At 65.5% G+C, this 19,688-nt stretch carries 17 protein-coding genes and 1 pseudogene; 4 read left to right on the top strand and 14 right to left on the bottom strand.

What is annotated here, in order from left to right; all coding sequences use genetic code 11:
• Positions 1-59 precede the first annotated feature (59 nt).
• The 5 genes and pseudogenes from ACFPU0_RS10890 to ACFPU0_RS10870 form a co-directional block, all read right to left on the bottom strand.
• The gene (locus tag ACFPU0_RS10890) at positions 60-563 is read right to left on the bottom strand and encodes a GNAT family N-acetyltransferase (RefSeq protein WP_377692985.1); all 504 of its coding nucleotides are present in this window, start codon (positions 561-563) and stop codon (positions 60-62) included.
• 61 nt (positions 564-624) lie between these two features.
• A pseudogene (locus ACFPU0_RS10885) lies at positions 625-2,356 on the bottom strand (Na/Pi cotransporter family protein); the annotation flags it as partial.
• Positions 2,357-2,910: 554 nt separating this feature from the next.
• On the bottom strand, positions 2,911-3,672 hold the full coding sequence (locus tag ACFPU0_RS10880) for a TerC family protein (RefSeq protein WP_377692983.1): 762 nt from the start codon (positions 3,670-3,672) through the stop codon (positions 2,911-2,913).
• A 113-nt stretch (positions 3,673-3,785) separates the two neighbouring features.
• Positions 3,786-5,093, bottom strand: coding sequence for a CitMHS family transporter (locus ACFPU0_RS10875; RefSeq protein ID WP_377692982.1), 1,308 nt, complete (start codon positions 5,091-5,093; stop codon positions 3,786-3,788).
• 262 nt (positions 5,094-5,355) lie between these two features.
• Complete coding sequence (locus ACFPU0_RS10870) at positions 5,356-6,285, bottom strand: AEC family transporter (protein ID WP_377693071.1); 930 nt, start codon at positions 6,283-6,285, stop codon at positions 5,356-5,358.
• A gap of 79 nt (positions 6,286-6,364) precedes the next feature.
• Between ACFPU0_RS10870 and ACFPU0_RS10865 the strand changes: the two genes are divergently transcribed.
• The 4 genes from ACFPU0_RS10865 to ACFPU0_RS10850 all read left to right on the top strand — a co-directional run bounded on the left by ACFPU0_RS10865 (position 6,365) and on the right by ACFPU0_RS10850 (position 10,307).
• Positions 6,365-6,766 carry a GFA family protein gene (locus ACFPU0_RS10865; RefSeq protein ID WP_377692981.1) on the top strand — a complete coding sequence of 134 codons (402 nt, stop codon included), beginning with the start codon at positions 6,365-6,367 and terminating at the stop codon, positions 6,764-6,766.
• A 121-nt stretch (positions 6,767-6,887) separates the two neighbouring features.
• Positions 6,888-8,288 carry a CHASE2 domain-containing protein gene (locus tag ACFPU0_RS10860; protein ID WP_377692980.1) on the top strand — a complete coding sequence of 467 codons (1,401 nt, stop codon included), beginning with the start codon at positions 6,888-6,890 and terminating at the stop codon, positions 8,286-8,288.
• Complete coding sequence (locus ACFPU0_RS10855) at positions 8,270-8,635, top strand: hypothetical protein (RefSeq protein WP_377692979.1); 366 nt, start codon at positions 8,270-8,272, stop codon at positions 8,633-8,635. Before ACFPU0_RS10860 ends, ACFPU0_RS10855 begins: the two co-directional genes overlap by 19 nt.
• A gap of 10 nt (positions 8,636-8,645) precedes the next feature.
• A complete protein-coding gene (locus ACFPU0_RS10850) occupies positions 8,646-10,307 on the top strand; it encodes a M48 family metalloprotease (RefSeq protein ID WP_377692977.1) in 1,662 nt (553 codons plus the stop codon).
• Here ACFPU0_RS10850 and ACFPU0_RS10845 read toward each other — a convergent pair whose 3' ends face one another.
• From ACFPU0_RS10845 to ACFPU0_RS10805, 9 genes are all read right to left on the bottom strand, one after another.
• The gene (locus ACFPU0_RS10845; protein ID WP_377692975.1) at positions 10,308-12,329 is read right to left on the bottom strand and encodes a DUF4105 domain-containing protein; all 2,022 of its coding nucleotides are present in this window, start codon (positions 12,327-12,329) and stop codon (positions 10,308-10,310) included.
• Positions 12,286-12,606, bottom strand: coding sequence for a DUF2388 domain-containing protein (locus tag ACFPU0_RS10840; protein ID WP_377692974.1), 321 nt, complete (start codon positions 12,604-12,606; stop codon positions 12,286-12,288). The genes ACFPU0_RS10845 and ACFPU0_RS10840 overlap by 44 nt, the downstream gene beginning before the upstream one ends.
• 169 nt (positions 12,607-12,775) lie before the next feature.
• A complete protein-coding gene (locus ACFPU0_RS10835; RefSeq protein ID WP_377692973.1) occupies positions 12,776-13,093 on the bottom strand; it encodes a DUF2388 domain-containing protein in 318 nt (105 codons plus the stop codon).
• Positions 13,094-13,263: 170 nt separating this feature from the next.
• On the bottom strand, positions 13,264-13,482 hold the full coding sequence (locus tag ACFPU0_RS10830; RefSeq protein ID WP_377692972.1) for a DUF1127 domain-containing protein: 219 nt from the start codon (positions 13,480-13,482) through the stop codon (positions 13,264-13,266).
• Positions 13,483-13,847: 365 nt separating this feature from the next.
• Entirely contained in the window at positions 13,848-14,063 is a 216-nt protein-coding gene (locus ACFPU0_RS10825) for a DUF1127 domain-containing protein (protein ID WP_377692971.1), read from the bottom strand.
• A 330-nt stretch (positions 14,064-14,393) separates the two neighbouring features.
• On the bottom strand, positions 14,394-15,887 hold the full coding sequence (locus ACFPU0_RS10820; RefSeq protein ID WP_377692970.1) for an acetyl-CoA hydrolase/transferase family protein: 1,494 nt from the start codon (positions 15,885-15,887) through the stop codon (positions 14,394-14,396).
• Positions 15,888-16,203: 316 nt separating this feature from the next.
• On the bottom strand, positions 16,204-17,640 hold the full coding sequence (locus ACFPU0_RS10815; protein WP_377692969.1) for an NAD(P)(+) transhydrogenase (Re/Si-specific) subunit beta: 1,437 nt from the start codon (positions 17,638-17,640) through the stop codon (positions 16,204-16,206).
• 2 nt (positions 17,641-17,642) lie between these two features.
• Positions 17,643-17,954, bottom strand: a complete 312-nt coding sequence (locus ACFPU0_RS10810; protein WP_377692968.1) for an NAD(P) transhydrogenase subunit alpha — start codon at positions 17,952-17,954, stop codon at positions 17,643-17,645.
• Between the two features lie 11 nt (positions 17,955-17,965).
• A complete protein-coding gene (locus tag ACFPU0_RS10805) occupies positions 17,966-19,126 on the bottom strand; it encodes a Re/Si-specific NAD(P)(+) transhydrogenase subunit alpha (protein ID WP_377692967.1) in 1,161 nt (386 codons plus the stop codon).
• Between the last annotated feature and the right edge of the window lie 562 nt (positions 19,127-19,688).

The following is a 19,688-nucleotide window of genomic DNA, read 5'->3' as shown; positions in this document are numbered from 1 at the left end:
GAGCCGCGCAGGATACTGCCCCCCGCTTGCCCTGAGAAGGCGCGACGGCACCCGGTCGTTCAGTCGAGGAGCAGGCGCATCTTCTGCGGCTGGTCGGCGCGGCCGCTGGGCAGGGTACAGGGCGGCAGGTCCTCCACCCAGCGGAAGGCGAAGCGCTCGTAGAGGCGGATGGCCGCTCCATTGGATTTGAGCACCGCCAGCTCAACCCTGCCCATGCCCAGCCGGCGGCACTGGGCGAGCGCTGCTTCCATCAGCTGTCCACCCAGCCCCTGGCAGCGGTGGGCCTTCTGCACCTGCATGCCGAGCAGTCCGAAATCTTCCCCTGAATCATCCTCCATTCGGCAGAAACTGGCCGGGAAAACCTCGATGGAGCCCACCAGTTCGCCCTCCACCTCGGCGATGAACTGCGGCAGGTCCAGGGGCAGCGCCCGCAGCAGCAGCGCGCGCATCCGCTCGATGGGCGGCGCTTCGGCGCGCAGCAGGAATTCGCCCTCCGCGCTCACCTCGGCCAGCAGCCGATGCAGGGCTTCGATATCGCTGATGCGCAGCTTCCTGATGGGCATGGCAAGCGCTTCCTGATGGGATGCCGGCACTCTGGCCGAGGAGGGCCGGGCTGGCAACCGCATGGCGGATCCGGCCCAGCCGGCGGCGCTGCAAAGAGCTCGGCTCAGCGGTGGGAGCCGATTTCCGGCTCGAAATAGCGCTGGGTCTCCGGCTGCTCGATCTCCTCTCCCGCGGCCTCCGGTGCGTCGGGATTGTCCAGTACCGCATAGGCGATGGCGCAGAACAGCGAGTTGAGGCGTTTCATGTCGCTGATCAGGCCCAGGTGCAGGGCGCTGGTCTCTATGCTCTGCACCACCTGTTGGTGCAGTCGGGAGACGTGGGCATGGGCATAGCGTCGTTCGAGGATGCGGAAGCGTTGCTTGGCCCGGCGCAGGCGCTTGGCGGTCTCCTGGTCACCATTGAGGAAAACCGACAGGGACAGGCGCAGGTTGTCCACCAGTTCATCATGCAGGCTGATGATCTCCGCCAGCCCCGCATCGGAAAAGGCACGGCCCTGAGCGTTCTTCTTGCTCTGGACGTCGTCGAGCATGCGTTCGATTACGTCGCCGGCCTGCTCCAGGTTGATGGTCAGCTCGATGATCTCGGCCCAGCGCCGGCTGTCGCGCTCGCCCAGGTCGTCGCGGGGCATGCGTGCCAGGTAAAGCTTGATGGCGGTGTAGAGGGCGTCGATGTCGTCGTCCAGCCTGTGGATATCCTTGCCCAGCAGCGGGTCGCCGCCGCGCAGCAAGTGAAGCAGGTTATGCAGCATCTGCTCGACGATATCGCCCATGCGCAAGGTCTCGCGCACCGCATTGGCCAGTGCCAGGCTCGGCGTATCCAGAGCCGCCGGGTCCAGATGGCGCGGCTTGGCCACGTCGTCGGGCTGCGGGCGGTCCGGCAGCAGCCAGTCGCAGAAGCGCGCCATGGGTACCGTCAGCGGCAGGCAGAGGGTGCAACGCACGCTGTTGTAGAGCAGGTGGAAGGCGATCACCAGCTCGGCGTTGGAAATCGGCCAGCCGTCGATCCAGTGGGCCAGCGGCCCTACCAGCGGCAGCACCAGCGCGCAGCCGGCCAGCTTGAACAGCAGACTGCCGAGGGCCACGCGGCGCCCGGCGGCGTTCTGCAGGCTGCTGCTGACCAGGGCGAGGATCCCGCTGCCGAGGTTGGCGCCGATCACCAGGCACAGCGCCACCTTGAGGGAGATCACCTTGGATGCGGCCAGCGTGGCGGTGAGCAGCACGGCGGCCAGGCTGGAGTAGGAAATCATCGCGAACAGGGCGCCGGTCAGGGCGTCCAGCAGCACGTCGCCGGTCAAGGAGGAGAACAGCACCTTCACCCCCTTGGCGGAGGTGATGGGTTCGGCGGCGGCGATGATCAGTTGCAGGGCGAGGATGATCAACCCGAGACCGATGCTGACGCGGCCGAGCTGGCCGAGGCGCGTCTGCTTGCGGGAGAGGAAGAAGATCACACCGAAGAAGATCAACAGGGGTGACAGCCAGGACAGGTCCAGGGTCAGCACCCGTGCCATCAGTGCCGTCCCGACGTCCGCACCGAGCATGATGGCCAGCGCCGGGGCCAGCAGCATCAGGCCCTGGGCGACGAACGAACTGACCAGCAGCGCCGTGGCATTGCTGCTCTGCACCAGGGCGGTGACGCCGATGCCGGCGGCGAAGGCCAGGGGTGGACGGTGCATGCTGCGGCTGAGCAGGCGACGAAGGTTGGCGCCATACACGCGCAGGATGCCCGTGCGCACAATGTGCGTGCCCCAGATGAGCAAGGCGACGGCCGAGAGCAGATTGAGCAGCGTCAGCATGGTGGCCCTCCTGGCGATCTCGAAGGCCGCTGTGTCCATGCGCGGAATACAGCGGCGCAGTCAGGCGAGTGGAAACGCGATTGTCATGATTTGACCGTCATGGTTCCGGCTGATTTCCGGGAGTCGCCTGACCTTTATGGCACCTGCTGGTAAGTAAAGCCCGCGCGCGGCAGTTTTGCCCGTTGTCGATCAATGGCTTGGACAAAAAAGTTGAGGTGATTTCCGGAAGACTCCCGTAGCCGGATGCAATCCGGGAAAACTGCCGGGCAATCATCCCGATCCACGGATTGTGGGAGCGAATTCATTTGAACTTGGGAAACCACGTCCTGAGGACGTGGTCATGAGCCACCGGCTCTGCCTGTGACGATTCGAATTCCCGAGCTGGCAGGATGAAGCCGATCCAGTAGGGTGCGCCGTGCGCACCGGCGGTTTGATGTGGTACCGAAGCCGATCCCGGAATCGGTGCGCACAGCGCACCCTACGGTCCAGACTGATTTCATCCCGATCCAACATGAAAAACGGGGCCATCAGGCCCCGTTTCCCATTGCATCGGCTTACTGCCCGGGAATGTCCTTGCGCAGTTTCACCGGTTCCACTTCCTTGCGGCCGCGGGCGACGCGCGCGCGGATATTCAGCGCCTCCACGGCCAGGGAGAAGGCCATGGCGAAGTAGACGTAGCCCTTGGGCACGTGGACCTCGAAGGATTCGGCGATCAGCACCGTGCCCACCACCACCAGGAAGGACAGCGCCAGCATCTTCAGGCTCGGATGACGGTCGATGAAACTGCTGATGGTACCGGCGGCCAGCATCATCACCAGCACGGCAACGACGATCGCGGCGACCATCACCGGCACGTTGGAGACCATGCCGACGGCGGTGATCACCGAGTCCAGCGAGAACACGATGTCGATGATTGCGATCTGGATGATGGTGCCGATGAAGCCGCCGGCCATGCTCTTGGGCTCGCCTTCGGTGTCATCTTCGCCTTCCAGGCTGTGGTACATCTCGGTGCTGCTCTTCCACAGCAGGAACAGGCCGCCGAAGAAGAGGATCAGGTCGCGGCCGGAGATGCCCTGGCCGAACACGTGGAAGAGGTCGTTGGTGAGCCGCATGATCCAGGTGATCGACAGCAGCAGCGCGATGCGGGTGACCATCGCCAGCGCCAGGCCGAAGAAGCGGGTGCGCGCCTGCATGTGCGGCGGCATGCGTCCCACAAGGATGGCGATCATGATGATGTTGTCGATGCCGAGGACGATCTCCAGGGCGGTCAGGGTGAAGAAGGCGACCCAGATTTCCGGGCTGGTCAGCCATTCCATGATGCGTTGATCCTCACGAGTTTCTTGGTCTAGGGCGTTGGCACGATCAAGCCGGAAAGAGCTTACGCAGTTTCCGGCTTGATCGGAGTGTCATTCAGCGACTTCCGCGGCTGTCAGTGCGACCCGAAGAGCGGGAACACACCCAGCAGCAAGGCGGCGAGGAGGATACACAGACAAATCATTACCGCCCACTTCAATGTGAAGCGCTGGTGGTCGCCGAACTCCACCTTGGCCAGTCCCACCAGCAGGTAGGTGGAGGGTACCAGGGGGCTCAGCAGATGCACCGGCTGGCCTACGATAGACGCCCGCGCCATCTCCACCGGACTGATGCCGTAATGGCTCGCCGCCTCGGCCAGAACCGGCAACACGCCGTAATAAAAAGCATCGTTGGACATGAAGAAGGTGAACGGCATGCTCACCACCGCCGTGATCACCGCCATGTACGGCCCCATGGACGGCGGGATCACCGCCAGCAGGCTCTTGGACATGGCCTCCACCATGCCGGTGCCGGAGAGGATTCCGGTGAAGATGCCGGCGGCGAAGATCAGGCCCACCACAGCCAGCACGTTGCCGGCATGGGCCGCGACCCGCTCCTTCTGCTGCTGCAGGCAGGGGTAGTTGATGATCATGGCCAGGCTGAAGGCGATCATGAACAGCACCGGCAGCGGCAGCAGACCGGCGATCAGCGTCACCATCAGGGCGGCAGTCAGCGCGGCGTTCACCCACAGCAGCTTGGGACGGCGGGCTTCCGGGAACTGCGAAACGCTGATCTCGTCATGGTTGACCTGGTCGTCCGGCAGGTGCAGCACGCCGAGGCGCGCGCGTTCGCGCTTGCCATAGGCCCAGGCGAGGCCGAACAGGGCGATGGCGCCGGCGGCCATGGCCGGGATCATCGGCACGAAGATATCCGACGGGTCCACGTGCAGCGCGCTGGCGGCGCGGGCGGTCGGGCCACCCCAGGGCGTCATGTTCATGATGCCGCCGGCGAGGATGATCAGGCCGGCCATGATCAGCGGGCTCATGCCCAGGCGGCTGTAGAGCGGCAGCAGGGCGGCGACGCAGATCATGTAGGTGGTGGCGCCGTCGCCATCCATGGAAACGATCAGGGCCAGGGCGGCAGTGCCCACCGAGACCTTCAGCGGATCGCCCTTGACCAGCTTGAGGATCTTGCGCACGGCCGGGTCGAACAGGCCGGAGTCGATCATCAGGGCGAAGTAGAGGATGGCGAACATCAGCATCACGCCGGTGGGGGCGAGCTTGCCGATGCCTTCCAGCATCATCGGGCCGATGCCCGCGGCGAAGCCGCCGATCAGGGCGAAGGCGATGGGGACGATGATCAGGGCGATCAGGGCGGACAGGCGCTTGGTCATGATCAGGTACATGAAGCAGATGACCATGGCGAAGCCGAGCAGAGTCAGCATGGCGGTTCTCCGGACGTGATTCGGGCGGGGCGGGGACTGATCAGCGCGCGGCCGAAGGCGTGCGGAGAGCGGGCGGAGGAGTGCCGGGACGGCAGCAGGAACGGAACATGGCGATCACCAATCTTGTTGTTGTCGGGATGCCGGTCTCTTGCCGGCAATGGAGCGGATGCTAAGCGCGCAACCTTTCAGCCAGCTTTCGGCGGTGATCGGTACCGATTGCGTGGGGATAAGGCGACGAACGGCGGTTCGTCGTCCTGGCGCTTCAGGCGGCCACGGTGCGCATGACCAGTAGCAGGGTGCCGGCGGCGAGCAGGGTCTGCAGGGTGATGATGCCGGCCATCAGGTGGCTGTCGCCGCCCAGCTGGCGGGTCAGCACATAGGCCGTGGGCGCGGTGGGCAGGGCGAAGAACAGCACCAGGATGCTGCTTTCCATGGCCGGCAGGCCCAGCACTCGGGCCACGGCGAAGGCCAGGGCGGGCATGGCCAGGAGGCGCAGGGCGCAGTTCCAGGCCAGGGCCGGCACTTCGCCGGCCAGCTCCTGCGGGCGCAGCGCCGCGCCTACGCAGAGCAGGCCCAGCGGCAGGCTGGCCACCGCCAGCAGGTTGAGCAGGCGGTCGCTGCCGCCGGGCAGGCCCACACCGGCCAGGTTGACCAGGGCGCCAGCCAGGCAGGCGAGGATCAGCGGGTTCTTCGCCACCGGCAGCAGCAGGCCGCGCAGGCTCACTCCACGTTCGGCGGTCAGCGCCCAGACCGACATCAGGTTCACCAATGGCACCATCAGCGCCAGCATCAGCGCAGCCATGGCCAGCCCCTCCTTGCCATACAGGCTGCCGATGGCGGCCAGGCCCAGGTAGGTGTTGAAGCGCAGGATGCCCTGGGTGATGGCACCGAAGCGCGCCGCGGTCCAGCCCCGCAGGCGTCGTGCCAGCAGCAGGGCGATCCAGCCGCTGCCGAGGCCGAGGAATACCGCCAGGGCCAGCCGCGGCAGGGCGGGATTGTCGAGTGGGGCGGTGGCCAGGCTGCTGAACAGCAGGGCGGGGAAGAGAATGAAGTAGTTCAGGCGTTCGGCGGACGGCCAGAAGGCTTCGCCGGGGAAACCCCGGCGGCGTAGCAGGTAGCCACCGACGATCAGGGCGAAGAGCGGCCAGAGGGCCTGGAAGAGGGTGAGCACGGCGACATCCGGGTCAGGCAGAAGTGGGGCATCTTCGACATCCCGGCGGCGATGCGCAACCGCCTGCTAGGGTGAAAGACAGTCCTACCGGGAGACGACCATGGCCGAACTGCACACCGGCGGCTGCCATTGCGGCCAGCTGCGCTACAGCGTCGATGCGGCGCTGGACAACGTCGCCCATTGCCATTGCTCCATCTGCCGGCGCACCACCGGCGGCATCGTCACCACCTGGGCCACGGTGCCGCTGGGAAGCTTCCGCTGGACCAGCGGAGCGCCCGCCGAGTACGCCTCGTCCAGCAGCTGCATCCGCTACTTCTGCCCGAACTGCGGCAGCCAGCTGGCGCTGTTCACCAGCCTCAGCCCGGACACGCTGGACCTGACCGTGGCCACCCTGGACCGGCCCGAAGCCGTGCCGGCGGACCGGCATATCTGGGTGAAGAGCCGCCTGCCGTGGCTGACGTTGGATCCGCAGTTGCCGGAGGAGGATGAGGAGGTGTTGTAATGATGGCACCGGCGGGTTGATCGCAGGCGTAGTGCCATTATTTTGATGTCAAAATTGTTCCATTCGTCTGTGGGCTGTGTCACATTCCCCGGGTTTTCGAGATGAGCCAGGGACGTTTCGTTTGTCTGCAAGGATGCAATCCGGCCAGCCCACGGCCTTGAAGAACAGGGTGTGGCAGCGCCTGATCAGCCGCCCCGGCACCCTTTTCGGCCTGCTGCTGATGGTGCTGGTGCTGCTCCTCAACCCTTTCGGGCTGCGGGACTCCTCCGCCCAGAGCACCGAAACCTGGCTGCTGCGCATGCTGGCGCCCTTCTATCCGGAGAAGGGCCAGGGCGAAGTGGTGGTGGTGCTCATCGATGACCAGGCGCTGGCCAGGATGGGCGCCAGCTGGCCGTTGCCCTATCGGGACCAGGCGCGCCTGCTGCGCCAGTTGCTCAGCTACCGGCCCAAGACCCTTTTCGTTGACCTCCTGTATACCCAGCGCCGTTTCGACGGGGGATCTACCGACGGCCTGCGGAAAACCCTGGCGAGCGCCCGTGAGCAAGGCATACCCCTGATCCTGGCCGACTATCGCGACAGCCAGGGTCGTTCGCGGATTCTGCCGGAGCTGGCCGGCCAGGCACGCACCGCGCAGGTGAACTGGAGCGGATACGGCGAACGCTACCCGCTGGTGCTCGAAGGGGCATCCAAGGAGCCGCGTACGCCTGCACTGCAGCTCTACCAGGCGGGCTGCGAGGGCGAGGCCTGTTCGCTCGAACCCTTCCAGGCGCCGCTGGTGGTGCGTTGGGGGTACTGGAGCGACCCGCGGATGGCGCGCTTCGCCGACCTTGCCGGCTGCGGCGTGCGGGGCGATCGCGGAAATGTCGCCCAGCTTCTGAGGCTGCTCGGCGCAGACAGCATCAGGGCACAGCTGGATGCTGTGGACAGCGAACGCCCGCAACCCTGCCCCTATACCCGCACCCTCTATGCCAACCAACTGCGCGACCCGCGTGTGGCCGAGGTGCTACGTGGCAAGCATGTGCTGCTGGGGGTGAGCATCCATGGCATTCCCGACCTGGTGGCGAGTCCGGTCCAGGGCCAGTTGCCCGGCGTGTACTGGCACGCCATGGCGCTGGACAACCTGCTGAGCCAGGACGCCGGCTACTGGCGCGACGCTCCAGCCGTGTCCGGGGATTTCAGCTGGACGGATCTCCTGGAGCTGGCCCTGGTATGCGCGGCCACCCTGGTGGCGCTGCTGCTGCCCGACGCGGGCGGCATGCCTGACAGGAGGAAGCGGTTCTGGTGTTGGCTGCTGAGCCACTATCTGTTCTGGTTCGTGGTGTTGAGTGGCATCGCGGCCGGGGCGAGCTGCCTGCTCATGAACTGGTGGCACATCGCTCCCCTGGACTGGCTCGGGCTCACCCTGGCCATCGGTCTTTTCTACGCCTACCTGGGCGAGCCCAAGGTCGCCGACTGGTGGGCGCGCCGACTGGACGCAACCCACGCCAAACAAGGAGAAACAGGATGTTCAGAGCCGCAATGACGGGGCTTTTGCTGTGCAGCATGCCGGTTCTTGCCGAGGAACCGCTGAAGATAATCGACTACCCGGTGGAAAAGGTGGCGCTGTACGACGAGCAGGGCGAGTTCCAGGGCGATATCCGCCGCGAGGAGCTGCCGCGCCCCGTCGTGCCGGTGCTGAGCTATGACCAGGACAAGGACCTGATCCTCATCGCCCTGCCCGATCGCCAGGTCTGGCTCGATCCGCTGGACGTGAAGCTGAACCGGGGCAAGACGGTGGCCTTCGACTGCCGCAAGGTCGCCGAGACCAGCCTGGCGACCGACAGCAAGATCAACGCGGTGATGGGCTATTCGCAAGCCTGTGGCAAATAAGGAGGTTCCGATGCGCAAGGCGCTTTTCCTCGCGGCCGCCTGCTGGACCCTGGCCGGCTGTCAGCACCAGTGGCCGCTGCAGGAGACTCCGCGGCAGGGCAAGTTCATCGACGGACCCCGCGCCAGGCCGCTGACCATGCAGCCCAAGGCCGCCAATCCGTGGCTGAACAATGCGGTGGTCGATTCCCTGGCCGGAACCGCGGAAGACGACCAGGTGCGGGGCTTCGGCAAGATCGACCTGAGCAGCCAGATGGCCCAGGTGGACAGCTTCCAGGCCGAGCAGCTGAGGGCCTATTGCGAAGGGGTGCTGGCGCGCCTGCTGGCGCAGTGGCCCTATCCCAGGCCGGACATCCGGGTGCGCTTCAGCGCGTCGGAAAGCTTCGGAGCCCGGGCGACCCTGGACAACGACATCTATCTCAACCTGGGCACCCTGCAAGCCATCGAGAGTGAGGATGAACTGGCTGCGATCCTGGGCCACGAGGCGGCTCACCTGCTGCTGGGGCACCTGGATCGCGACCACTTCTTCAACCAGCAGAAGAAGTTGGTGGATGCCTCTGTCACGGCGGTCAATCTGGCAGTGACTCTGGGCAACCTGGAAAGCCAGAAGACCGGCGATACCCGCAAGTTAGTGCTTGGCAACCCCGAGGTCGTGGGCAAGACCCTCCTCCAGAGCACGGTGTCCGGAACCCTGATGAAGGAAGTTTCCGACAACTTCTGGAACAGCAGTTGGACCCGCGCCCAGGAAGACGAGGCCGACCTGCTTTCGGTAGACCTGCTCAGCCGCGCCGGGTACTCGCCCCGCGGAGCGGTGTACGGTGTGCAGCGCCTGGGCAGCTTCGAGGGCGTGCGGGAAAGCCAGCTCAAGCGCTACCACGCGCAGCAGGAGCAACTGTTCGACGAAGCGTTCAAGACGAAAGGGCTCGGCGGCGTGCTTGAACAGGGTATCGAGAGCAGTCTGACCTCGACCCAACTGGCCTTGACCGATCTGTGGGACGAGTTCGGCAAGACCCACCAGCTACCCGCCCAGCGCGAGCGCGAGCTGACTCGCTACATCGCCACGGAGTACCGCAGCGAACGGCGCCGCAGGCCCCAGGTGGGCAGCTACCAGCAGCATCTGCTCGGTGGCGAGAGCGGCCGGATCCTGGCTGGCCACGTGCTGATCAACCGGGCCGGCAAGGCCCTGGACGAAGGTGATCTGGGCAAGGCCCGGCAACTGGCCGGGGAAGTGGCCCAGGGGCCGATCCGTAACAGCCTGCGCGCACAGACGCTGCAGTTCGTCCTCGCCGTCCAGCAGGGACGCCACAAGGAAGCGCTGTCGGGCCTCGAGCAGGTACCCGAGAGCGAATGGCAGCTCGCCTCGCTGACCAGCTATGACCAGATCATCAGCCTGTCCATGAGCCTGGACCGCGCCGACCAGGCCGAGCGCTACCTGCAGAAGGGCAAGGCGGCCTGGGGGCCGGAGCTGATGGCACCGCTGGAGATCATGGTGCGTCTGCGGGACGACCGCGTGGAGCAGGCGCAGCAGGCCTATCAGGTCTGCCAGGGGAGCAAGAGCAAGGGGCTGCTGGCGCAGTGCGAGTCCGCCATCGGCGCGCACAAACCGCAGCAGCCCAAGTTCGACCCGCTCAAGCAGCTCGGCATTCCCGGCCTCGGCCAGTTGACGGGCAGCTGATCAGGGCAGCACCAGCCCGCCGGATTCCTTGTGCAGCTGGCGCAGGTGTTCGCCGATCGCCTTGAGGTTGGCCTCGGTGGCATTGAGTTCGGCCATGCGCTGGGGTTCCAGCAGGCTGCGCACCTCGCGATCGAGGTCGTCGCTGAGCTTGCGCATGGTCTGCTGGCGGCTGCTGCTTTCCGCCTCCAGGCGCTGCCATTCGGCGCTCTGCGGCAGGCCGTAGCCGCCCTGCAGCAGCTCCGCCGGGCGGCTGAGGAAACCGCTGTTGGCGAGCATCTGTTCCAGGGTGCCGCCGGCCTTGGCGAAGCGGGTCTGCCCGGCCTGCTCGCGGGAGCTCAGGTAGTTGCGCTTGAGTTCGTCCTGGGCCAGCAGAAGCTGCCGGCGCTGGGCGGCCTGCTCCAGCAGGAGCAGGGCGGCGCTGGCGCGCAGGTCGGCCCGGGCGAACCAGGGGCGGCGCTGCTCGGCGGTGAGTTCCAGCCAGTCCTCCACTTCTTCCTGGGGCACCTTCAGGCGTTCGCGGACGATCTTGAACATGGCCTGGTAGCGGTCGCGGAAGGAGTCGAAGCGGTAGCCCAGGCGCAGGGCTTCCTTGGGGTCTTCCAATGGCCTGCGGTCAGCCACGCCGCGGCCTTCCAGCAGCTTGAGCAGGCCGTTGGGCATGATGCTGTCGAGATCGCGCAGGGCTGGATGGTCGGTGCCGCTGCGCAGCAGCTTGAGGGTTTCCACCGCGCAGTTGTTGGAGAGGAACCAGTAGTCGCCGTCGTAGCTCCAGTGCATTTGCGCAGCGTGCTCCACCAGGGCTTCCAGTTCGTCGCGGCTGAGCCTGAGGGGCACCGAGGCCAGGCTGCGCAGCTCCACCTTGGTGTATTCCTCGATTACCTGGTGCAGCGGCAGGACGAACAGTCGCGACGGATAGGCGCCGGTGAGCCCGTCCCAGCTGGAGAGCTGCACGTCGCCGACGAAGGCGCGGTAGGAGAGCACCAGGTGCTGGTCGAGGTCGAGGCGGCAGTCCGGCCCGCGTGGACGGCCGGGGGCGCAGATCACCAGGCGCAGCATGCTGTGGCCCCAGCGGCTGACCCAGTTCTGGTTGGCCTCGGCGAACAGGTAGTCCACCTCATAGACGCGCTCGGGGTCGAGTTTGCCCAGGGGCTGCTTGCCGAAGTCGCGGCCGGCGTTGAGGTAGGCGAAGCCGCCGGCGCAGTCGGCCTGTGGTTCCGGGGCCCAGTCGAAGTGCTCGCGGTAGTAGCGGTAGAGCGCCGGGCGACGGCAGGCGTAGGCCGGATCGAGAAGGAAGTACTCCATGTTCACCGCGACGAACTCGCGGGGATTCTTCAGCTCGTAGACATCCGGGCTGCGCGCCACCTGGTGGTTGTCCTGCTCACGAGCGCCGCGCCTGCCGACGTACTGCGGCCAGCCGGCCAGATCCAGCAGGCGCGGGTCATCGCTCAGGGTGAAGCGGCGCGCGGTCTGCCCGCGGCAGTCGCCGGGCAGGCCGACCTGGCCAATGCTGTCGGCCCGATTGCGGCAGCGGAACTGCTGCGTCCTGTCGGCGGCGGACCAGAGCCGCGCACGGTCGTAGATGTGGGTCAGCTCGTGGAGCACGGTGGCGAGCATCTCGCGACGGACCGTGCCATGGACGCGGCCGGTCTTCTGCGTCGCCGCACTGCCATCGGTGAGGTCGGCGAGCAGCTTGCGGTTCAGTACCAGGGCGTCGAAACGGGTGGCGCGGCCGTAGCCGTTTTCCGGCAGCTCATCGCTCCAGCCGACTTCCACTTCGCGGTCCAGGCGCTGGACGAAGGCCGGAGGCAGGGCGGCCAGGGCCTCGTCCAGCAGTTGCTGGCTGGCCTGGCGCTGCTCCGGGGTCAGGCCTTCGGCGTCCAGGCTCAGGCGCAACTCCGCCCGGGCCGTGGCCGCGAGCAGCAGGCCAGCCAGGCAGAGCAGACGCAGCCAGGCGTTCAGGGTCGCGCTCCCGGTCAGGTCAGAGGGCCAGGATGGTTTCCGCCAGGGCCTGGTCGCTGGCATCGCGCGCTTGCGGGAACTGTTCGCGCAGGGCGCCGAAGGCGGCCTCCAGCTGGGCGCCGCGGATCTCGCCGGAACTGGCGACGAAGCTGGCGGCGTCGTCACGGGCGGCCATCACCACTTTCATGTCGCGGATGGAGGTGGTGGTGTCGGAGGTGAAATCGATGGTGCGGTCCAGCGCGCGAACGATGATGTTGCTGGTCGCCACCAGGGTCTGGGCCTGGGCGGCTCCGGCTATGAGGGACAGGGCGATGGCTGCGACAGACAGCGAGCGGCGCATGGAGGCTCTCCGTTGGAAATTTCTAAGGCATTGGACGGAAATACCCGACGGCGGTTCTACGGCCTCGGGCACAGGGCGCGAAGGTTAACGGAATGGGCAGGCGAGAGCCAGGCAGCGCGGGGCGTGCAGCCCGATGGGCCGCGCCTGGTGCGCGGCCCGGAAGGTGCCGTCAGAGGGCGACGATGGCCTGGGCCAGTTGCAGGTCGCTGGCCGCCAGTTGCGGCTGGGTGCTGCGGATGTGCTTGAACGCGGCTTCCAGTTGGGCGCCACGGATTTCGCCGGCACTGGCGACGAAGCTGGCGGCGTCGTCACGGGCAGCGAGCACGATCTTGTCGTCCTTGAAGGACGAAGTGACGTCGGAGGTGGCATCCGAGGTGGCTGCGACGGCGTTGACCACCGCATCGGTGGTGACCACGAAGCTGGTGGCGGAGGCACTGGTGGCGATCGCCAAGAGGGCGGCGGCGCTGAGCAGGCGGAAAGAGGTCATGGGTGGCTCCTTTTACTGACCGGAGCGGCAGCGCGAAAAATGCTGCCGGCTAGGGTGGAAAGCCTAGTCAAAATGGGGCTTTCAGGCCAGTACTGGCCAAGAGCTTGTCCGGTTGCGGCGGCGTGCCGGGGAGGTGCGCCTCCCCGACGCGCAGGGTCGCGAGCGAGGGCTTAGCGCCAGAACGGCCTTGCCAGCTCTTCATGACGCTCGCTCTGGCTGATGCCGACATCCGCCAGGGCGCGCGCGTCCAACTGGGCCAGCTGGCGCCGGGTGCGGATGTTGCGCTGCCATTGGGCGGGGGTGGCGAACAGTCGCAGGTACCAGGGCGCGGCGGGACGGCTGGCATGCAGTTGGGTGGAGGCAGCAGAGGCAGTGAGGGTGCGGTCCATGGCGCTGTTCCTTCCCGTTGTGGCGCGGGGATTGGTTATGGAGGGCCATGATCCCGTTCCCTGGCAAGGCTGTGCAGTCACAGTGGGCGAGAATTGTGCTGCATCAGATTGTTTTGTGTGGAAACTGTACTGGTTCTATCCGGACCAGCTGTGCCGGAATCACCAGGCGCCGAGTGGGAGGGGGCGGGGCAATGATTTGTAGGGTGCGCTGCGCGCACCGGAAGTCCCGCACGGCGTTCCTCATGCGCACGGCGCACCCTGCGCAACAGCCGGGAAATTCCAGGCCCCGGAAACGACGAAACCCGTCGCGGGCGGCGACGGGTTCTGTCTGGGTGTTGCCTTCGGGCCTGGGCCCGGCGAACTGCTTAGCGCCAGAAGGGCTTGTTCAGTTCGGCTTCGCGCTGGGCTTCGCTGATGCCGGCGTCGGCCAGCAGGCGGGTGTCCAGCAGGGCCAGTTGATGACGGCTGGCGATGCGGCGCTGCCACAGCAGCAGGGTGGAAACGGCGCGCAGGGCCCAGGAAGAATTCGAGGATTGTTCGGCGCTTTCGAAGATCAGGTCGGAACTGAGGGTACGTTCCATGGCGGCAGGTCCTTCCCGCTTGTGACGGGGGTTAGTTATCAACTGGTGCCTATGATCCGCCTGGAACAGCCGCGACTGTAGTCACAGTTGCTCTAAATTGTGTTGGTCTTTGTTAGGTTGCTTATTAACTGTTCTGCTGAAATAGAGTGCAACTGTATAGGTGCCCCGTTGAATCACTCGAGATTGAACGGGGCACCCATAGTTTTTCCTGCTTGAAGGTAAAAATGCAGGTCTTTCGAACAGTACAGTTCCGGTTTTTTAGAAACTGTTTTCCTGGCTGTTTGTCAGAATCAATGGTTACAAGCCCATAACTGTTTCGGTCAGTTCGACTCAGCTGGCCAGCATCCGACCGGTTTCTTCCAGATTGATATGCCAGGACATGGCCTCGCGCAGCAGGTGCGGGGTATGGCCGCCCTTGGCGCAAGCCGCGCTGAAGTAGTCCTGCAGCGCCTGGCGGTATTCCGGGTGCACACAGTTGTCGATGATTGCCCGGGCGCGTTCGCGGGGCGCCAGGCCGCGCAGGTCGGCCAGGCCCTGTTCGGTCACCAGGATATCGACGTCGTGTTCGGTGTGGTCCACGTGGCTGACCATGGGCACCACGCTGGAGATGGCGCCGCCCTTGGCGATGGACTTGGTGACGAAGATGGCCAGGTGGGCATTGCGGGCGAAGTCGCCGGAGCCGCCGATGCCGTTCATCATTTTCGTGCCGCCGACGTGGGTGGAGTTGACGTTGCCGTAGAGGTCGAACTCCAGTGCGGTGTTGATGCCGATGATCCCCAGGCGCCGCACAACCTCGGGGTGGTTGGAGATCTCCTGGGGACGCAGCACCAGCTTGTCCTTGTAGCGCTCGAGATTGTCGAAGACATCGGCGTTGCGGCGTGCGGAGAGGGTAATGGAGCTGCCGGAGGCGAAGCGCAGCTTGCCGGCGTCGATCAGGTCGAAGGTGGAATCCTGCAGGACCTCGGAGTACATGGTCAGGTCCTGGAAAGGCGACTCGATCAGGCCGCACATCACCGCGTTGGCGATGCTGCCGATACCCGCCTGCAGCGGCGCCAGGTTGTTGCTCATGCGTCCGGCGTCCACTTCGCGCTTGAAGAAGTCGATCAGGTGGTCGGCGATGGCCTGGGTCTCATGGTCCGGCGGCAGCACGGTGGACAGGGAGTCCGGCTGTTCGGTGATGACGATGGCGGCGATCTTGGCCGGGTCGATCGGGATGGCGTTGCTGCCGATGCGGTCGTCCACGCGGGTCAGCGGGATCGGCGTGCGGGTCGGCCGGTAGGTGGGGATATAGATGTCGTGCAGGCCTTCCAGGTTGGGGTTGTGCGCCAGGTTGATCTCGACGATCACGCGCTTGGCGAAGATCGCGAAGCTGGCGGAGTTGCCCACGGAGGTGGTCGGTACGATGTGGCCCTGCTCGGTGATGGCCACAGCTTCGATCACCGCGATGTCCGGCAGCTTGAGTTGATGGTTGCGCAACTGCTCGACGGTTTCCGACAGGTGCTGGTCGATGAACATCACCTCGCCGGCATTGATCGCCTTGCGCAGGGTGCTGTCCACCTGGAAGGGCATGCGCCGGGCCAGCACGCCGGCCTCGGTGAGCTGCTTGTCGAGGTCGTTGCCGAGGCTCGCACCGGTCATCAGGCTGATCTGCAGCGGCTGCTCCTTGGCTCGCGCGGCCAGCGCCTGGGGGACGGCCTTGGCTTCGCCGGCGCGGGTGAAACCGCTCATGCCGACGGTCATGCCGTCTTCGATCAGGGCTGCGGCGTCGGCCGCACTCATCACCTTGCCCAGCAGGGAGGGCAGGCGCACGCGATCAGAGTACATGGGGAAGAACCTCGGACAACGGGTAGGAGCCGCGCAGTCTAGGGGCTGGCGGGGTGCCCGGCTTCTATACCAAGGTCGAAGAAATGGCTCTATCCAGGGCCTTTTGTCGGGGAGGGACGGCGGGTGCGTCATCTGTAGGGGCGAATTCATTCGCCAAGCAGGCCGAAGGTCTGCCCTCGGCCATCTCGAAGCGGGGCCGCTGCGCGACCCTTGGCGAATGAATTCGCCCCTACAAGGAAAGGCACGCCCTGCAGGCCGCCACGAAAACAAAAACCCCGGCACCAGGCCGGGGTCTTCGCTGCAGCAGGGCGGGGAATCAGTCCACCGCTTTCACCATGTCCTCGATCACCTTCTTGGCGTCGCCGAACACCATCATGGTCTTGTCCATGTAGAACAGTTCGTTGTCCAGGCCGGCGTAGCCGCTGGCCATGGAGCGCTTGTTGACGATGATGGTCTTGGCCTTGAAGGCTTCCAGGATCGGCATGCCGGCGATCGGCGACTTGGGATCGTTCTTCGCCGCCGGGTTGACCACGTCGTTGGCGCCCAGCACCAGGACCACGTCGGCCTGGCCGAACTCGGAGTTGATGTCCTCCATCTCGAACACCTGCTCGTAGGGCACTTCGGCCTCGGCCAGCAGTACGTTCATGTGACCGGGCATGCGGCCCGCCACCGGGTGGATCGCATACTTCACGTTGATGCCGCGATGGGAGAGCTTTTCCGACAGCTCCATCAGCGCGTGCTGGGCACGGGCCACCGCCAGGCCGTAGCCGGGGACGATGATCACGCTGTCGGCGTTGGTCAGCAGGAAGGCAGCGTCATCGCTTGATCCGGATTTCACCGGGCGCTGCTCCTGGCTGCCAGCCGCCGCACCGGCGTCGGCTTCGGCGCCGAAGCCGCCGAGGATCACGTTGAAGAAGGAGCGGTTCATCGCCTTGCACATGATGTACGACAGGATCGCACCCGAGGAGCCCACCAGGGAGCCCGCCACGATCAGCATCGAGTTGTTCAGCGAGAAGCCGATACCGGCCGCCGCCCAGCCCGAGTAGCTGTTCAGCATGGACACCACCACCGGCATGTCGGCACCGCCGATCGGGATGATGATCAGCACGCCGATGACGAAGGCCAGGGCCACCAGCAGGGCGAAGGCGGTGAAGTTGCCGGTGAAGGTGAAGTACAGACCGAGGGCGATGATCGCCAGGCCCACCAGCAGGTTCAGCTTGTGCTGGCCGGCGAACTGCACCGGGGCACCCTGGAACAGGCGGAACTTGTACTTGCCCGACAGCTTGCCGAAGGCGATCACCGAACCGGAGAAGGTGATGGCACCGATGGCCGCGCCGAGGAACAGCTCCAGGCGGTTACCGGCCGGAATGGCGTCGCCCAGGGCGGCAACGATGCCCAGGGACTGCGGCTCGGCCACGGCGGCGATGGCGATGAACACCGCGGCCAGACCGATCATGCTGTGCATGAAGGCCACCAGCTCCGGCATCTTGGTCATTTCCACGCGCTTGGCCATGATCGAGCCGGCGGTACCGCCGACCAGCAGGCCGACGATCACGTAGCCGATGCCCTGGGTGGCGAGGTCCGCGCCCAGCTTGTAGATGAGGCTGACGGTGGTGACCACGGCGATGGCCATGCCGACCATGCCGAACAGGTTGCCGCGACGGGACGAGGTCGGGTGCGACAGGCCCTTGAGCGCCTGGATGAAGCACACCGAGGCGACGAGGTAGAGAAGAGTGATCAGGTTCATGCTCATGGTCAGTGCTTCTCCAACGCCTTCGGCGCTTTCTTCTTGAACATTTCCAGCATGCGGCGGGTGACCAGGAAGCCACCGAAGACGTTCACCGCGGCCAGCGCCACAGCCAGGGTGCCCATGGCCTTGCCCAGCGGGGTGACGGTGAGGGCTGCGGCCAGCATGGCGCCGACGATCACGATCGCCGAAATGGCGTTGGTCACGGCCATCAGCGGGGTGTGCAGGGCCGGGGTGACGTTCCACACCACGTGGTAGCCGACGTAGATGGCCAGCACGAAGATGATCAGGTTGTAGATGCCGTCGGAAATCAGGTCCATGGTCTCTATCCTTATGCGTTCACTTTTTGCGGAGCAGCGGTCGCGGCGGGAGCGCCGTTGCTACGCACGACATTGCCGTCGCGGCACATCAGGCATGCGGCGACGATGTCGTCTTCGAGGTTGATGGTGAGCTGGCCGTCCTTGTCGATGATCAGCTTGAGGAAGTCCAGCAGGTTGCGCGCATAGAGGGCCGAGGCGTCCGCCGGCACCAGGGCCGCCAGGTTGCTGTGGCCGACGATGGTCACGCCGTGCTTGATCACCACCTGCTCGGCTTCGGTCAGCGGGCAGTTGCCGCCCTGGGCCGCGGCCAGGTCGATGACCACCGAGCCCGGCTTCATCTCGGCGACGGTGGCCTCGTGCAGCAGGGTCGGCGCCTTGCGGCCCGGGATCAGCGCGGTGGTGATGACGATGTCGGCCTGCTTGGCGCGTTCGTGCACGGCTTTCGCCTGGCGCTCCATCCAGGACTGCGGCATCGGCCGGGCGTAGCCGCCGACGCCCTGGGCGCATTCGCGCTCTTCATCGGTCTCGAAGGGCACGTCGACGAACTTGGCGCCGAGGGATTCGATCTGCTCCTTCACCGCCGGGCGCACGTCGGAGGCTTCGATCACCGCGCCCAGGCGCTTGGCCGTGGCGATGGCCTGCAGGCCGGCGACGCCGGCGCCGAGGATCAGCACGCGGGCGGCCTTCACGGTGCCGGCCGCGGTCATCAGCATGGGCATGAAGCGCGGGTAGTGGTTGGCCGCCAGCATCACCGCCTTGTAGCCGGCGATGTTGGCCTGGGAGGACAGCACGTCGAGGCTCTGGGCGCGGGAGGTGCGCGGCGCCGCTTCGAGGGCGAAGGCAGTGATGCCGCGGGCGTTCATGCGCGCGATGACTTCGTTGCTGAAGGGGTTGAGCATGCCGACCAGTACGGCACCGGCGCGCATGTGCGCCAGCTCGCCCTCGGTCGGGGCAACCACTTTCAGCACCAGGTCGGCGCCGAAGGCAGCGGCGTCGTTGCCAATGGTGGCTCCAACGGCCTCATAGGCACTGTCCGGGATGCAGGCGCTGACGCCAGCCCCGCTTTGGACCGTCACCCGGTGGCCTTGGCTCACCAGCTTCTTGATGGTTTCGGGCGTCGCGGCAACCCGCGTCTCGCCAGCATGGCTTTCGAGAGGAACACCGATGTGCACTTCAAATCTCCTGCGTGATCGATCTGATCTGGTGAACCAGTGCACTGCGGATGGTGCTCTGGCGAGGCGGATCCGCCTTTCAACAGCCTGGTATCGCAACAGCCGAAACCTGGTGGCCCGGCATTCTGCAATCGGAACCTCAACTGCTTCAAGCAGTTCTGGAGTAAAACGATACAATAACTACAAGTCACGATTAGACTTGCTGTCCCTGGCTTCCGTTCCAGGCCCCGTCATCACTGGTGGAGGCGAGCCTTCACCGAGGAATCCGGTGCCGGTCTCCATCCCCAGGCTGAATGACTATCCATCAAAGCAGCGCCAGTACAGGCTTTCGGTACGTGACATCCTGCCGTTAATGGCTGGCGCACTGTTAGTAAGACTTTTTAATAGTTGCCATAAGGCTGCGGAAAATGGGCGTTCTGTAGTTTTTTTGAGTGCCTGACTACAAGGTCAAGATCGCGATTTCGGCTGATAGGTGAGGGGAAGCGTAGTTCGCATGCAAGCCAGTCGCCTCGCGGGCTGCGCCATTTTGTCGCGGCTGCCGTAACGGGAACGGACGATGTCG

The organism is Pseudomonas sp. GCM10022186, assembly GCF_042656385.1.
Taxonomy (GTDB): domain Bacteria; phylum Pseudomonadota; class Gammaproteobacteria; order Pseudomonadales; family Pseudomonadaceae; genus Metapseudomonas.
Note: the sequence above shows the minus strand (reverse complement) of the source record. Positions and strands in the feature narration are given on the sequence as shown.